Below are 16,269 nucleotides of genomic sequence, written 5' to 3' on the forward strand. Positions count from 1 at the left end.
GAACATGGTTGTAACCCTGATTCACCCAATCGCGATGGACGACGGTCTGCGTTTCGCAATCCGTGAAGGCGGCCGTACTGTAGGCGCTGGTGTTGTTGCTAAAGTTATCGCTTAATCGCTGATAAAGTTTGACGCGACACGCGGTAAAAGGGCATCATTTGATGCCCTTTTTCTACGCTGTGAACTAGAACCTATCTCATCAGCGATTTTGCAGTCATAATCATTGGTGAGATGGGCTCTTAAACCGTATTGACTGAATACGTCATGGCGTAAAACACCGGGATATCGCTAGTGCGGTATCCGATCGGTTTGGTTTGCCTCGCAATGCGAGGCAAAGTTGTTTGTTCTGAATCATCATTGTGACAGGTTGGTTTATGAGTGCGAATACCGAGGCTCAAGGGAGCGGACGCGGCCTGGAAGCGGCAAAGTGGCTGATCGTCGCCGTTCTGTTGGTTGTGGCTATTGTCGGTAACTATTACTACCGTGATTTAAGCCTGCCATTGCGCGCGCTGGCAGTTGTGCTGATCATCGCCGTTGCAGGTGCAGTGGCTCTGATGACCACCAAAGGCAAAGCTACCGTTGCGTTTGCCCGCGAAGCGCGTACCGAAGTACGTAAAGTGATTTGGCCAACTCGTCAGGAAACGCTACACACCACGTTGATCGTTGCCGCGGTAACCGCCGTGATGTCACTGATTCTGTGGGGGCTGGATGGTATTCTGGTCCGTCTGGTGTCGTTTATTACTGGCCTGAGGTTCTAAAATGTCTGAAGCTCCAAAAAAACGTTGGTACGTCGTTCAGGCGTTTTCCGGTTTTGAAGGTCGCGTAGCGCAATCGCTGCGTGAACACATCAAACTGCACGATATGGAAGAGCTGTTCGGCGAAGTGATGGTGCCTACGGAAGAAGTGGTTGAAATCCGTGGTGGCCAGCGTCGCAAGAGCGAGCGTAAATTCTTCCCTGGCTACGTGCTGGTGCAGATGGTGATGAATGACGCCAGCTGGCATCTGGTGCGCAGCGTACCGCGTGTCATGGGGTTCATCGGCGGTACGTCTGACCGTCCTGCGCCGATCAGCGATAAAGAAGTTGATGCGATCATGAACCGCCTGCAGCAGGTCGGTGACAAACCGCGTCCGAAAACGCTGTTCGAACCGGGCGAGCTGGTGCGCGTCAACGACGGCCCGTTTGCCGATTTCAACGGCGTGGTCGAAGAAGTCGATTACGAGAAGAGCCGCCTGAAAGTTTCCGTTTCCATCTTCGGCCGTGCAACGCCGGTGGAACTGGACTTCAGCCAGGTTGAAAAAGGCTGATCGAATAATCAGCAATAAGCGGTCCGTTGCCGCTTGTCAAAGGCGCGAAATTGAACTACAATTTGGCGCCTTTTGTTTTTAGATGCCTTGCCTGATGTTTGTCCGGCGAGGTTAAACACGGGGAGCCTCTCACGAGGCGATACTACCCAAACCGAGGAAATTTAAATGGCTAAGAAAGTACAAGCCTACGTTAAGCTGCAAGTTGCAGCTGGTATGGCTAACCCGAGCCCACCAGTGGGTCCAGCTCTGGGTCAGCAGGGCGTTAACATCATGGAATTCTGTAAGGCATTCAACGCTAAAACTGACAGCGTTGAGAAAGGTCTGCCGATTCCGGTTGTTATCACCGTTTATTCTGATCGCTCCTTCACTTTCGTTACCAAAACCCCGCCAGCAGCAGTTCTGCTGAAAAAAGCGGCTGGTATCAAGTCTGGTTCCGGTAAGCCGAACAAAGACAAAGTAGGTAAAGTGACCCGTGCTCAGGTACGTGAAATCGCAGAAACCAAAGCTGCGGACATGACTGGTTCTGACGTTGAAGCGATGACTCGCTCCATCGAAGGTACCGCTCGTTCCATGGGCCTGGTAGTGGAGGATTAAGAGATGGCTAAGCTGACCAAGCGCATGCGCGTGATCCGTGACAAAGTTGATGCTACTAAACAGTATGACATCACTGAAGCTGTTGCTCTGCTGAAAGAGCTGGCCACCGCTAAATTCGTAGAAAGCGTTGACGTTGCCGTTAACCTCGGTATCGACGCTCGTAAATCTGACCAAAACGTTCGTGGCGCTACCGTTCTGCCACACGGCACCGGTCGTTCCGTTCGCGTTGCCGTATTTACCCAAGGCGCTAACGCTGAAGCAGCGAAAGCTGCCGGCGCAGAGCTGGTAGGTATGGACGATCTGGCTGAGCAGATCAAGAAAGGCGAAATGAACTTCGACGTTGTTATTGCTTCCCCGGATGCAATGCGCGTTGTAGGTCAACTGGGCCAGATCCTGGGTCCACGCGGCCTGATGCCAAACCCGAAAGTGGGTACCGTTACTCCGAACGTTGCTGAAGCAGTGAAAAACGCTAAAGCAGGTCAGGTTCGCTACCGTAACGACAAAAACGGCATCATCCATACCACTATCGGTAAGGTTGATTTCGACGCAGACAAACTGAAAGAAAACCTGGAAGCCCTGCTGGTTGCGCTGAAAAAAGCAAAACCTTCTCAGGCGAAAGGCATGTACATCAAGAAAGTTAGCCTCTCCACCACCATGGGTGCTGGCGTTGCTATCGATCAAAGCGGTCTGTCTGCCGCAGCGAACTAATCGCACTTGCGATTATCGCTTTGACTTGGGGCCGAGATTTGTCTAGAATCTTATGCCCCAAGGTTTTGCTATTGGCTATGCCGTAGGCAAAACAAAGATTTTTCGGTTGGAGCCTGGCCTATCCAGGCCTCCGTCCAAGACCGCAGGTGTATCGCAAGATACTTAATCCTTCCTGCGTAGACGGTGACAGAGCCTAAGAAAATTTTTCTTTTTTATAAAAGAATGTCTTTGCTGGATTCTGCTCACCGTGTTAAGCCGCTCGGCGTGGCGTTTTACAAAGCGCCGAGTGAAGTGAGTTCCGGGGGATTTTCCCCGGCTAATCCAGGAGCAAAAAGCTAATGGCATTAAATCTTCAAGACAAACAAGCGATTGTTGCTGAAGTCAGCGAAGTAGCCAAAGGCGCGCTGTCTGCGGTTGTTGCGGATTCCCGCGGCGTTACCGTAGATAAAATGACTGAACTGCGTAAAGCAGGTCGTGAAGCTGGCGTTTACATGCGTGTTGTTCGCAACACCCTGATGCGTCGCGTAGTTGAAGGCACTCCATTCGAATGCCTGAAAGACACGTTTGTCGGTCCAACCTTGATTGCATTCTCTCACGAACACCCGGGCGCTGCTGCTCGTCTGTTCAAAGAGTTCGCGAAAGCGAATGCAAAATTCGAGGTTAAAGCTGCGGCCTTTGAAGGTGAGCTGATCCCAGCGGCGCAAATCGACCGCCTGGCGACGCTGCCAACTTACGAAGAAGCGATCGCACGCCTGATGGCAACCATGAAAGAAGCCGCTGCCGGCAAACTGGTTCGCACTCTGGCTGCAGTACGCGATCAGAAAGAAGCGGCGTAAGCCACTCTTTCTTAGCCTTTGCTAACGTATTTAAACTATTTCTGAATTTTAGGAACAATTGTTATGTCTATCACTAAAGACCAAATCCTGGAAGCAGTTGCCGCTATGTCCGTAATGGACGTTGTTGAACTGGTTTCCGCTATGGAAGAAAAATTCGGCGTTTCTGCTGCTGCTGCTGTAGCTGTAGCTGCTGGCCCAGCTGAAGCTGCTGAAGAGAAAACTGAATTCGACGTTATCCTGAAAGCTGCAGGCGCTAACAAAGTTGCTGTTATCAAAGCAGTACGTGGCGCTACCGGCCTGGGTCTGAAAGAAGCTAAAGACCTGGTTGAATCTGCTCCAGCCGCTCTGAAAGAAGGCGTGAGCAAAGATGACGCAGAAGCTCTGAAAAAATCTCTGGAAGAAGCTGGCGCAGAAGTTGAAGTTAAATAAGCCAACCCTTCCGGTTGCAGCCTAGTCTTTTAGGCTGATGGCTGGTGACTTTTTAGTCACCAGCCTTTTTGCGCTGTAGGGCGCCAGTAGCGTTTCACACTGTTTGGCTGCTGGTTTCGCCTCCCAATGTTTGTTTCTATCGACGACTTAATATACCGCGGTCTTTGCACTACCAGGAGTTCTGGGGGAAGGCGCGATGAAATGGTTTAAGCGTGATAGCAAGAGATATTGCGGAAAGTGTTCCCGCTTTCCGGTCGACAAAACGGTGTTGCATGAACTGTCCCTAATCGGACGGACAGATTGGGTCACTGATCAGCGAGCTGAGGAACCCTATGGTTTACTCCTATACCGAGAAAAAACGTATTCGTAAGGATTTTGGTAAACGTCCACAAGTGCTGGACATACCATATCTCCTTTCTATCCAGCTTGACTCGTTCCAGAAGTTTATCGAGCAAGATCCAGAAGGGCAGTACGGCCTTGAAGCCGCATTCCGTTCTGTTTTCCCTATCCAGAGCTACAGTGGCAATTCGGAGCTGCAATACGTTAGCTACCGTCTTGGTGAGCCGGTCTTCGACGTCAAAGAGTGCCAGATCCGTGGTGTGACGTTCTCTGCACCGCTGCGCGTAAAACTGCGCCTGGTTATCTATGAGCGCGAAGCGCCTGAAGGTACGGTCAAAGACATCAAGGAACAAGAAGTCTACATGGGCGAAATTCCGCTCATGACCGAAAACGGCACCTTTGTGATCAACGGTACTGAGAGGGTTATCGTATCTCAGTTGCACCGTAGTCCTGGCGTATTCTTCGACAGCGATAAGGGTAAAACCCACTCCTCGGGTAAAGTGCTGTACAACGCACGCATCATCCCTTACCGCGGTTCATGGTTGGACTTCGAGTTCGATCCGAAAGACAACCTGTTCGTGCGTATTGACCGTCGCCGCAAACTGCCTGCGACCATCATTCTGCGCGCGCTGAACTACACCACTGAACAGATCCTCGACCTGTTCTTTGACAAGATCGTCTTCGAAATCCGCGACAACAAGCTGCAGATGGAGCTGGTGCCAGAGCGCCTGCGTGGTGAGACCGCTTCGTTCGATATCGAAGCCAACGGCAAGATCTACGTAGAGAAAGGCCGTCGCATCACCGCTCGTCATATCCGTCAGCTGGAAAAAGACGACATTCAGAGCATTGAAGTACCGGTAGAGTACATCGCGGGCAAAGTGGTCGCGAAAGACTATATCGATACCAATACCGGCGAACTGATCTGCGCAGCCAACATGGAGCTGTCGCTGGATCTGCTGGCCAAGCTGAGCCAGTCCGGCCACAAGCGCATCGAAACGCTGTTCACCAACGATCTGGACCACGGCGCGTACATCTCTGAAACGCTGCGTGTCGATCCGACCAACGATCGTCTGAGCTCGCTGGTAGAAATCTACCGCATGATGCGTCCTGGTGAGCCGCCAACGCGCGAAGCTGCCGAAAGCCTGTTCGAGAACCTGTTCTTCTCCGAAGACCGCTACGATCTGTCCGCGGTTGGCCGTATGAAGTTCAACCGTTCTCTGCTGCGCGACGAGATCGAAGGTTCGGGCATCCTGAGCAAAGACGACATCATCGAAGTGATGAAGAAGCTCATCGATATCCGTAACGGCAAGGGCGAAGTGGACGATATCGACCACTTGGGCAACCGTCGTATCCGCTCCGTCGGCGAAATGGCCGAAAACCAGTTCCGCGTAGGTCTGGTGCGTGTTGAGCGTGCGGTGAAAGAGCGTCTGTCTCTGGGCGATCTGGATACCCTGATGCCTCAGGACATGATCAACGCCAAACCGATTTCGGCGGCGGTGAAAGAGTTCTTCGGCTCCAGCCAGCTGTCCCAGTTCATGGACCAGAACAACCCGTTGTCCGAGATCACGCACAAGCGTCGTATCTCCGCACTGGGCCCGGGCGGTCTGACCCGTGAGCGCGCCGGCTTTGAAGTTCGAGACGTACACCCGACCCACTACGGCCGCGTGTGCCCAATCGAAACGCCGGAAGGTCCAAACATCGGTCTGATCAACTCCCTGTCCGTGTACGCACAGACTAACGAGTATGGCTTCCTGGAAACCCCGTACCGCCGCGTGCGTGACGGCGTGGTGACCGATGAAATCAACTACCTGTCTGCTATTGAAGAAGGCAACTTCGTTATCGCCCAGGCGAACTCCAACCTGGATGAAGAAGGCCGCTTCGTAGAAGACCTGGTCACCTGCCGCAGCAAAGGCGAATCAAGCCTGTTCAGCCGCGATCAGGTTGACTACATGGACGTATCCACCCAGCAGGTCGTTTCCGTTGGTGCCTCACTGATTCCATTCCTGGAACACGATGACGCCAACCGTGCATTGATGGGTGCGAACATGCAACGTCAGGCCGTACCAACCCTGCGCGCCGATAAGCCGCTGGTCGGTACCGGTATGGAACGCGCTGTAGCGGTTGACTCCGGCGTAACTGCCGTTGCCAAACGCGGCGGTGTGATCCAGTACGTGGATGCTTCCCGTATCGTTATCAAAGTTAACGAAGACGAGATGTACCCGGGCGAAGCAGGTATCGATATTTACAACCTGACCAAGTACACCCGTTCTAACCAGAACACCTGCATCAACCAGATGCCGTGTGTGAATCTGGGTGAGCCAATCGAGCGCGGCGACGTGCTGGCGGATGGCCCATCGACAGACCTGGGCGAACTGGCGCTGGGCCAGAACATGCGCGTAGCGTTCATGCCTTGGAACGGCTACAACTTCGAAGACTCCATCTTGGTCTCCGAGCGCGTGGTGCAGGAAGATCGCTTCACCACCATCCACATCCAGGAACTGGCGTGCGTGTCTCGCGACACCAAGCTGGGGCCTGAAGAGATCACCGCCGACATCCCTAACGTGGGTGAAGCGGCGCTCTCCAAGCTGGATGAGTCCGGTATCGTGTATATCGGTGCTGAAGTGACCGGCGGCGACATCCTGGTCGGTAAGGTAACGCCTAAAGGTGAAACCCAACTGACGCCGGAAGAGAAACTGCTGCGTGCGATCTTCGGTGAGAAAGCGTCTGACGTTAAAGACTCTTCTCTGCGTGTGCCGAACGGCGTTTCCGGTACGGTTATCGACGTGCAGGTCTTCACCCGCGATGGCGTGGAAAAAGACAAGCGCGCCTTGGAAATCGAAGAGATGCAGCTGAAGCAGGCGAAGAAAGACCTGACTGAAGAACTGCAGATCCTGGAAGCCGGCCTGTTTGCGCGTATCCACGCGGTACTGGTTGCCGGTGGCATCGAAGCCGACAAGCTGAGCAAGCTGCCGCGCGATCGCTGGCTGGAACTGGGCCTGACCGACGAAGAGAAGCAAAACCAGCTGGAGCAGCTGGCTGAGCAGTACGACGAACTGAAATCCGACTTCGAGAAGAAGCTGGAAGCCAAGCGTCGTAAGATCACTCAGGGCGACGATCTGGCGCCGGGCGTACTGAAAATCGTCAAGGTTTATCTGGCCGTTAAACGTCAGATCCAACCGGGTGACAAGATGGCGGGCCGCCACGGTAACAAGGGTGTTATCTCTAAGATCAACCCGATCGAAGATATGCCTTACGATGAAAACGGCACGCCGGTAGACATCGTACTGAACCCGCTGGGCGTACCATCACGTATGAACATCGGTCAGATCCTGGAAACCCACCTGGGTATGGCTGCGAAAGGCATCGGTGAGAAGATCAACCAGATGCTGAAGCAGCAGCAGGAAGTGGCCAAGCTGCGTGAGTTCATCCAGAAGGCCTACGATCTGGGCGACGACGTTTGCCAGAAAGTTGACCTGAACACCTTCAGCGACGACGAAGTGCTGCGTCTGGCAGAGAACCTGAAAAAAGGTATGCCGATCGCAACGCCGGTGTTTGACGGTGCGAAAGAGACTGAAATCAAGAAGCTGCTGGAAATGGGCGGTATCCCGACCTCCGGTCAGATCACGCTGTTCGATGGCCGTACCGGTGAGCAATTCGAGCGCCAGGTTACTGTCGGCTATATGTACATGCTGAAACTGAACCACTTGGTTGACGATAAAATGCACGCCCGTTCAACCGGTTCTTACAGCTTGGTTACTCAGCAGCCTCTGGGTGGTAAAGCGCAGTTCGGTGGTCAACGCTTCGGTGAGATGGAAGTGTGGGCACTGGAAGCATACGGCGCGGCTTATACCCTGCAGGAAATGCTCACCGTTAAGTCGGATGACGTTAACGGCCGTACCAAGATGTACAAAAACATCGTGGATGGCGACCACCGGATGGAGCCAGGCATGCCGGAATCCTTCAACGTACTGTTGAAAGAAATCCGCTCGCTCGGCATCAACATCGAACTGGAAGACGAGTAATCGTCATTCCGGCTCAGGCTCCCCGCCTAAGGGAGCCTGAGGGTGGTTGTTCAGGTCACACGGGTACCTACTGCGGTTGTGGGTGCCCAACAGGTTTAACTCCGACAGGAGCCAATCCGTGAAAGACTTATTGAAGTTTCTGAAAGCGCAAACTAAGACCGAAGAGTTTGATGCGATCAAGATTGCTCTGGCCTCGCCAGACATGATCCGTTCGTGGTCGTTCGGTGAAGTTAAGAAGCCGGAAACCATTAACTACCGTACGTTCAAACCAGAGCGTGACGGCCTTTTCTGCGCCCGTATCTTCGGGCCGGTAAAAGATTACGAGTGCCTGTGCGGTAAGTACAAGCGTTTGAAACACCGCGGCGTGATCTGTGAGAAGTGCGGCGTTGAAGTGACCCAGACCAAAGTGCGTCGTGAGCGCATGGGCCACATCGAGCTGGCTTCCCCGACTGCGCACATCTGGTTCCTGAAATCGCTGCCATCCCGCATCGGTTTGCTGCTGGATATGCCGCTGCGTGACATCGAACGCGTACTGTACTTCGAATCCTATGTGGTGGTCGAAGGCGGTATGACCAACCTCGAGCGTCGTCAGATCCTGACCGAAGAGCAGTATCTGGACGCGCTGGAAGAGTTCGGTGACGAATTCGACGCCAAGATGGGTGCGGAAGCCATTCAGGCCCTGTTGAAAAACATGGATCTGGAAGCCGAGTGCGAGCAGCTGCGTGAAGAGCTGAACGAAACCAACTCCGAAACCAAGCGCAAGAAGCTGACCAAGCGTATCAAGCTGCTGGAAGCGTTCGTACAGTCCGGTAACAAGCCGGAGTGGATGATCCTGACCGTGCTGCCGGTACTGCCGCCGGATCTGCGCCCGCTGGTTCCGCTGGATGGCGGTCGTTTCGCGACGTCGGATCTGAACGATCTGTATCGCCGCGTGATCAACCGTAACAACCGTCTGAAACGCCTGCTGGATCTGGCTGCGCCGGACATCATCGTGCGCAACGAAAAGCGTATGCTGCAAGAAGCGGTAGACGCCCTGCTGGATAACGGTCGTCGCGGTCGTGCGATCACCGGTTCCAACAAACGCCCTCTGAAATCTTTGGCCGACATGATCAAAGGTAAGCAGGGTCGTTTCCGTCAGAACCTGCTCGGTAAACGCGTTGACTACTCAGGCCGTTCCGTTATCACCGTAGGTCCATACCTGCGTCTGCATCAGTGCGGTCTGCCTAAGAAGATGGCGTTGGAGCTGTTCAAACCGTTCATCTACGGCAAATTGGAGCTGCGTGGCCTGGCCACCACCATCAAAGCCGCCAAGAAAATGGTTGAGCGTGAAGAAGCCGTCGTTTGGGATATCCTGGACGAAGTGATTCGCGAACACCCGGTACTGCTGAACCGTGCACCAACCCTGCACCGTTTGGGTATCCAGGCGTTTGAACCGGTTCTGATCGAAGGTAAAGCGATCCAGCTGCACCCGCTGGTTTGTGCGGCATATAACGCCGACTTCGATGGTGACCAGATGGCCGTTCACGTACCGCTGACGCTGGAAGCCCAGCTGGAAGCGCGTGCGCTGATGATGTCCACCAACAACATCCTGTCCCCAGCGAACGGCGAGCCAATCATCGTTCCTTCTCAGGACGTTGTACTGGGTCTGTACTACATGACCCGCGACTGTGTTAACGCCAAAGGCGAAGGCATGGTGCTGAACGGTTCCAAAGAAGCTGAGCGTGTTTACCGCGCCGGCCTGGCGTCGCTGCATGCGCGCGTTAAAGTGCGTATCACCGAAGACGTCAAGAACGCCGAAGGCGAGTGGACCTCTCAGACCAGCATCATCGACACCACCATCGGCCGCGCCATCCTGTGGATGATTGTACCGAAAGGTCTGCCGTACGCGATCGTTAACCAGCCTTTGGGCAAGAAAGCGATCTCCAAGATGCTGAACACCTGTTACCGCATCCTGGGCCTGAAGCCGACCGTTATCTTTGCTGACCAGATCATGTACACCGGCTTTGCTTACGCAGCCCGTTCCGGCGCTTCCGTAGGTATCGACGACATGGTTATCCCGGCCAAGAAGGCGGAGATCATCGAAGAAGCGGAAACCGAAGTTGCCGAGATCCAGGAGCAGTTCCAGTCTGGTCTGGTGACCGCCGGCGAACGCTACAACAAAGTGATCGATATCTGGGCTGCCGCGAACGAACGCGTTGCGAAAGCGATGATGGAAAACCTGTCGGTAGAAGACGTGGTTAACCGTGACGGTGAAGTGGAACAGCAAGTTTCCTTCAACAGCATCTTTATGATGGCCGACTCCGGTGCGCGTGGTTCCGCCGCTCAGATTCGTCAGCTGGCCGGTATGCGTGGTCTGATGGCGAAGCCGGACGGCTCCATCATCGAAACGCCAATCACCGCGAACTTCCGTGAAGGTCTGAACGTACTCCAGTACTTCATCTCCACTCACGGTGCTCGTAAAGGTCTGGCGGATACCGCACTGAAAACCGCGAACTCCGGTTATCTGACCCGTCGTCTGGTTGACGTGGCGCAGGACCTGGTGGTGACCGAAGACGACTGTGGCACCCACGACGGCATCCTGATGACTCCGGTTATCGAAGGTGGCGACGTGAAAGAGCCGCTGCGTGAACGCGTTCTGGGCCGTGTGACGGCAGAAGACGTCCTCAAGCCGGGTACGGCGGACATTCTGGTGCCGCGCAACACGCTGCTGAACGAGAAGGCGTGTGACCTGTTGGAAGAGAACTCTGTCGACAGCGTTAAAGTCCGTTCCGTGGTGAGCTGTGAAACCGACTTCGGTGTGTGTGCAAACTGCTACGGTCGCGACCTGGCACGTGGCCACATCATCAACAAAGGTGAAGCCATCGGCGTTATCGCGGCACAGTCCATCGGTGAGCCGGGTACACAGCTGACGATGCGTACGTTCCACATCGGTGGTGCGGCATCTCGTGCGGCTGCTGAATCCAGCATTCAGGTGAAAAACAAGGGTAGCATCAAGCTGAGCAACGCGAAGTTCGTTATGAACGCCGCAGGCAAGCTGGTGATCACCTCGCGTAACACCGAACTGAAACTGATCGACGAATTCGGCCGTACCAAAGAAAGCTACAAGGTGCCTTACGGCGCCGTGATGGGCAAAGGCGACGGTGAAGAAGTTAACGGCGGCGAAACCGTTGCTAACTGGGATCCGCATACCATGCCGGTCATCAGTGAAGTCAGCGGCTTCATTCGCTTCGCCGACATGGTCGACGGCCAGACGATTACTCGTCAGACCGACGAACTGACCGGTTTGTCTTCTCTGGTTGTCCTGGACAGCGCAGAGCGTACCGGTAGTGGTAAAGACCTGCGTCCGGCACTGAAAATCGTTGACGCTAAGGGCGAAGACGTATTGATCCCAGGCACCGATATGCCTGCTCAATACTTCCTGCCGGGCAAAGCGATCGTTCAGCTGGAAGATGGCATTCAGATCGGTGCGGGTGATACCCTGGCGCGTATTCCTCAGGAATCCGGCGGTACCAAGGATATTACCGGTGGTCTGCCGCGCGTTGCCGACCTGTTCGAAGCACGTCGTCCGAAAGAGCCGGCAATCCTGGCTGAAATCAGCGGGATTATCTCGTTCGGTAAAGAGACCAAAGGCAAACGTCGCCTGGTAATCTCTCCGCTGGACGGCAGCGACGCTTACGAAGAGATGATTCCGAAATGGCGTCAGCTCAACGTGTTCGAAGGCGAAGTGGTGGAACGTGGCGACGTCGTCTCCGACGGCCCAGAGTCTCCGCACGACATTCTGCGTCTGCGTGGCGTGCATGCGGTTACCCGCTACATCACCAACGAAGTGCAGGAAGTTTACCGTCTGCAAGGCGTTAAGATTAACGATAAGCACATCGAAGTTATCGTTCGTCAGATGCTGCGTAAAGGCACTATCGTTAGCGCTGGTGGCTCCGAGTTCCTGGAAGGCGAGCAGGCTGAAGTGTCTCGCGTCAAGATTGCCAACCGTCAGCTGGAAGCTGAAGGTAAGATCCCGGCAACCTTCTCGCGCGATCTGCTGGGTATCACCAAGGCTTCCTTGGCGACCGAGTCCTTCATCTCCGCCGCATCGTTCCAGGAAACGACGCGCGTTCTGACCGAAGCTGCCGTAGCCGGCAAGCGCGACGAACTGCGTGGCCTGAAAGAGAACGTCATCGTGGGCCGTCTGATCCCAGCTGGTACCGGTTACGCTTATCATCAGGATCGCATGCGTCGTCGTGCTCAGGGCGAAGCGCCGGTTGTTCCGCAAGTCAGCGCGGAAGAAGCGACCGCGAACCTGGCCGAACTGCTCAACGCAGGTCTGGGCGGCAGCGACGACGAGTAATCGTCATCCGCGCCGTGGGCCCGCTACGTCGGGCCTATCGCCAGATAAACCGCTCCCTCGGGGGCGGTTTTTTTTCGCCTCGCGCCGGGTTATGACAAACTTTGCTACTATGGTTACAGCAGAAATTGACCGGCGCTTTTTACCTGACAACCAAGGACAGTACGAAACATGGACAGCCTCATTACCTTCGAAAAACTGACGGCGAAACACCTGCCTTACCTGTATGAGATCCGCTTTTCCGTCGAAGAGAACCTGCTGCATCCGCATCAGATCCAGTATCTGCAGCGCAAGCAGGCGCTGGAAGACATCAACCAGGGCGGTGGCTGGATCTGCAAGTATGGCGAGGACTATGCCGGCGTTGGATTCGGGTTGTTCATCCCCGAACCGTTGATCGGCGGACTGTTCGTGAAGCCGGAATACCAATCAATGGGAATGGGTTCTGCCTTGCTGGCGCGCGTCACTGCCTGGATGTTTGAGCACGGCGCCGAAGCCATTCACTTAACCACCGATCCCGGCTCGAAAGCCGAAGGTTTTTATCAACATCACGGTTGGGATGTGATCGGGCGGGATGAGTTCGGTCAGGCGGAGCTGGTGAAACGCAAAGAGGGTGAATAATGAAAATCAAAGGATTGATGACGTTACTGCTGCTTTCGCTGTTCAGCGCACCGCTGTACGCGGCCGTTGACTCTTTTTACCTGAAGCCGGCGGACGGCGAGAAGATCAAGGTCACCCGACAGATGCTGGAGGCGATGCCGTCGCACACGATTAAAACCTCGACCAATTTCACCCCGGAAGAGGCGTTCACCGGCGTTGAGTTTTCGGAGCTGGTGAAAGCGTACCATCTGCAAGGGAAGTCGGTGCGTGCCTTCGCGTGGGACGACTATTCCTATTCGATGCCGATTGACGAGATGATTAAATATCGCGTAATTGTCGCCTATCTGCGCGGCGGTAAGCCGATCGACGTGGGGGAGCTGGGGCCGTTCGCTATTATCTATCCGCGCGATCAATACCCCGAGCTGAATAACCTGGACGTGAACGCGAAAACCGTCTGGCAAGTCAAACGGCTGGAGATTAAATGAGATGAGCAAGAAACTGATCGGTACTCTTATCGCGTTGGTTGCCATCTTCTCCTTATTAATTTTGCTGATTGCCATTAACTTCGGTGGCGTAAAAGAGCGCTATAAGCAGATCGAACCCAATCTGGATAACTACTCGGTGGCCGAGATCCTGTTTCTGGCGTTTGAAAGAACCAAAACTGCGCTGCTGCTCAGTGAAAACGACGACTACGACGCTTTCCTGATCAAAAAGAAAATATTTTACTCGAAGATCCAAATCCTGGAGAGCCGCTCCACCTTCAGCGACTCTTTCTATTACGACGACGAATTTATCAAGAACGTCGCTCTGCTGAAGCAACAGTACCGAACGCTGGGCGATCTTTCCGTCGGTTTGCTGGCAGGGCGGAAAAGCAAGGCGGATATCCTCGCTTATATGGATGATATCGAGGGCACGTTGGTCGATATCCAGGAGATTATTTATCGGATACAAATTAAAAACTTCACCGAGGTTAAAGGCATCATCCAGGATAATTCGAGAAAAGCCGAGATGTTCGCCGTCTTATCGCTGATTTTGGTGTTCCTGATGATGTTCCTGGTGGTGAGAAACGCCTTCTCGTTAAAAGAGATCATCAAGAACAAGAACATCTTTATCTCATCCATCTACCATGAAATTGCCGGTTCGACGCAGGCCATCGTCATCGCCGCGGATATCATGGAGCACGAGCTGGCGCAGGAAGAGCTCAAAAAGGAGGCCCGCCTGATCTCCTACCACGGCAACAAGATCGCCGAACAAACGCGCGAGGTGATGGATTATTCGCGGTTTGAAATGGGGGAGGTTAACGTCAATATTTCCACCTTTCGGCTGGATGAGGTGGTGGACGATGCCATGACCAGTATCAGCGCCGGGCGCGGTAATCGCATCGTGGTGCGTCGTTCATCCTATGTTGGTTTGATTTGCTCCGACAAATACAAGCTCTACCGAATATTGGCCAATCTGCTCAGCAACGCGGACAAATTTACTCACCACGGCGCGATCATCCTCAACGTGAAGGTGTGCCATGGCAATCTGTATTTATGGGTCAAAGACAACGGCATCGGATTTAACGTTAATAATCTGGAACGGTTGTACAAGGCGTTCAATCAGGGAGTAGAAAGGGAAACGCGGCAGGGACTGGGGCTGGGGCTGACCATTATCAAGAATTATGTGACGACGCTGAAAGGCGCCATCAGAGTCAAATCCACCGAAGGCGTTGGCTCATCGTTTTTCATCCGCATTCCGGTCAAACTAATTAAAGAATAAATTCGACAGCAGCAGTGAGGAGATAATCAGCGGTTTGGTCGGTTTTTCCACCAGGTGCACGTCATAGTGCAGGATCATATCGCCGATATTCTTCTCATAGTGATTCAGCTGGCCGGTCAGAATGATGATGCGCGCGTGCGGATCGAGAGTGTCCTTTATTTTCTTCACGACGCGTTCTGAGGTTTCGCCGAAGTCCAACAGCCAGTCCAGAATAAACGCCTCAAAGGACTGTTGCTCAAGTGCGGCCAGCATGGCATCCGCCGTTTGAAAGGTCTCGGTCTCAATGCCGTAGCGGCAGGCGATTTTCTTCAACAGCTCGAGGATATCGCTGTCGTTGTCCAGGATCGCGATGCGCGGCGCCGGCAGAAAGTCTATCTTGTTGACTCTGTACAGCGGTACGTCGGCCTGCGTATCCCGGCTGGTATTGATGATGAAAAGGTCATCTTTTTTGTAGGCGTAGGTTTCGTCGTCGTCCAGCTGTGTCACCGGGTGTTCGTCGACTTCAACCTTACAGCGTTTGTGAATGCTGTTCATGATAAAAACGCCGTTATGCGTTCTTTGGCCGGCGAATGGCTCGTTGAAGTACTGAAACACCTTTCTGACTTCGTCGAGGGTGATGCCCCTTTTACCATCCAGCTTCTGCTTGGCGCTGTTGTACTGAAGGTTCAGTATGTTGGCCATCGTGGAGGCATGTTTTCTGTCGCCAACCCCTTTAAGAGTGAGCAACGCGCTGATTGCATCGATGTAATTTGGCGTTTTCTTCATGACAACCTTGGCTTTTTTGATGTTGACCGCGAGCGTGGCAAATCTGCGCGAGGACCCGTGCTGGATTATAGATGATGCCCCGGAGGTTGCGGTGATATCAGTTTGATTTTCCTTGGCAAACTCAGAATACACTCGATATCAAATAAAAAAACACTCAAAAGACATTCACATTTAATCGTTTGTATGGTTAATTAGCGCACATACTGTGTGATTCGCGTCCTGGGGGGGTTGCCAGTCTCACAAAATAAACCGCCTGCTCTTGTCTGTAAGCAGGGAGCAGGCGGCAAAAAAACGCGACGGCCAACACCAGGGCCATTGGCAGTATCGGGGATTACCCCTCGAGTCACTTTTCGTCTCTGCATCGACTTTTTCCTCGTTCTGCCGTTCTCTGCCGCAACGGGCTCTATTGAAAAACACTCTGCGTGAGTGCTGAACACCGCTATTCCCTCATCATGCCCGTCACCTGAGCCGATAAAACCGCCTGTTCGTGCGTGCCCTCAGGCGCAGGTTCCAGGATGGCCGTTGGTGAGGAACCGGAGTCGCGCAAGAGCGTCTGTGCGCGATCCGGGGTTGG

General features: G+C 53.9%; 12 protein-coding genes and 1 pseudogene. 12 read left to right on the forward strand and 1 reads right to left on the reverse strand.

Annotation, left to right across the window (positions count from 1 at the left end; translation table 11 throughout):
* The 12 genes and pseudogenes from ACJ8PE_RS24340 to ACJ8PE_RS24395 all read left to right on the forward strand — a co-directional run.
* A pseudogene (locus ACJ8PE_RS24340) lies at nt 1-115 on the forward strand (EF-Tu/IF-2/RF-3 family GTPase); the annotation flags it as partial.
* Between the two features lie 259 nt (nt 116-374).
* On the forward strand, nt 375-758 hold the full coding sequence (gene secE, locus ACJ8PE_RS24345) for a preprotein translocase subunit SecE (protein ID WP_004929916.1): 384 nt from the start codon (nt 375-377) through the stop codon (nt 756-758).
* Between the two features lies 1 nt (nt 759).
* On the forward strand, nt 760-1,305 hold the full coding sequence (nusG, locus tag ACJ8PE_RS24350) for a transcription termination/antitermination protein NusG (RefSeq protein ID WP_004929914.1): 546 nt from the start codon (nt 760-762) through the stop codon (nt 1,303-1,305).
* Between the two features lie 165 nt (nt 1,306-1,470).
* Entirely contained in the window at nt 1,471-1,899 is a 429-nt protein-coding gene (gene rplK, locus ACJ8PE_RS24355) for a 50S ribosomal protein L11 (protein WP_015376316.1), read from the forward strand.
* Nucleotides 1,900-1,902: 3 nt separating this feature from the next.
* The gene (rplA, locus tag ACJ8PE_RS24360) at nt 1,903-2,607 is read left to right on the forward strand and encodes a 50S ribosomal protein L1 (protein ID WP_004929908.1); all 705 of its coding nucleotides are present in this window, start codon (nt 1,903-1,905) and stop codon (nt 2,605-2,607) included.
* A 338-nt stretch (nt 2,608-2,945) separates the two neighbouring features.
* Nucleotides 2,946-3,443: a 50S ribosomal protein L10 gene (rplJ, locus tag ACJ8PE_RS24365; protein ID WP_004929905.1), complete on the forward strand. Its 498-nt coding sequence runs from the start codon at nt 2,946-2,948 to the stop codon at nt 3,441-3,443.
* Between the two features lie 63 nt (nt 3,444-3,506).
* Nucleotides 3,507-3,872: a 50S ribosomal protein L7/L12 gene (gene rplL / locus ACJ8PE_RS24370; protein ID WP_004929903.1), complete on the forward strand. Its 366-nt coding sequence runs from the start codon at nt 3,507-3,509 to the stop codon at nt 3,870-3,872.
* Between the two features lie 332 nt (nt 3,873-4,204).
* Nucleotides 4,205-8,233, forward strand: coding sequence for a DNA-directed RNA polymerase subunit beta (gene rpoB, locus ACJ8PE_RS24375; protein ID WP_004929900.1), 4,029 nt, complete (start codon nt 4,205-4,207; stop codon nt 8,231-8,233).
* A gap of 118 nt (nt 8,234-8,351) precedes the next feature.
* Complete coding sequence (rpoC, locus tag ACJ8PE_RS24380; protein WP_033644357.1) at nt 8,352-12,575, forward strand: DNA-directed RNA polymerase subunit beta'; 4,224 nt, start codon at nt 8,352-8,354, stop codon at nt 12,573-12,575.
* Nucleotides 12,576-12,743: 168 nt separating this feature from the next.
* A complete protein-coding gene (locus tag ACJ8PE_RS24385; RefSeq protein WP_033652702.1) occupies nt 12,744-13,190 on the forward strand; it encodes a GNAT family N-acetyltransferase in 447 nt (148 codons plus the stop codon).
* Nucleotides 13,190-13,654: an oxidoreductase gene (locus ACJ8PE_RS24390; RefSeq protein ID WP_046897425.1), complete on the forward strand. Its 465-nt coding sequence runs from the start codon at nt 13,190-13,192 to the stop codon at nt 13,652-13,654. Before ACJ8PE_RS24385 ends, ACJ8PE_RS24390 begins: the two co-directional genes overlap by 1 nt.
* 1 nt (nt 13,655) lies before the next feature.
* Nucleotides 13,656-14,930, forward strand: coding sequence for a sensor histidine kinase (locus ACJ8PE_RS24395; RefSeq protein WP_033652704.1), 1,275 nt, complete (start codon nt 13,656-13,658; stop codon nt 14,928-14,930).
* Here ACJ8PE_RS24395 and ACJ8PE_RS24400 read toward each other — a convergent pair.
* A complete protein-coding gene (locus ACJ8PE_RS24400; protein WP_033644361.1) occupies nt 14,916-15,611 on the reverse strand; it encodes a response regulator in 696 nt (231 codons plus the stop codon). The genes ACJ8PE_RS24395 and ACJ8PE_RS24400 overlap by 15 nt on opposite strands.
* Between the last annotated feature and the right edge of the window lie 658 nt (nt 15,612-16,269).

It is taken from the genome of Serratia sp. CY74737, from assembly GCF_052166775.1.
Classification (GTDB): domain Bacteria; phylum Pseudomonadota; class Gammaproteobacteria; order Enterobacterales; family Enterobacteriaceae; genus Serratia; species Serratia ureilytica.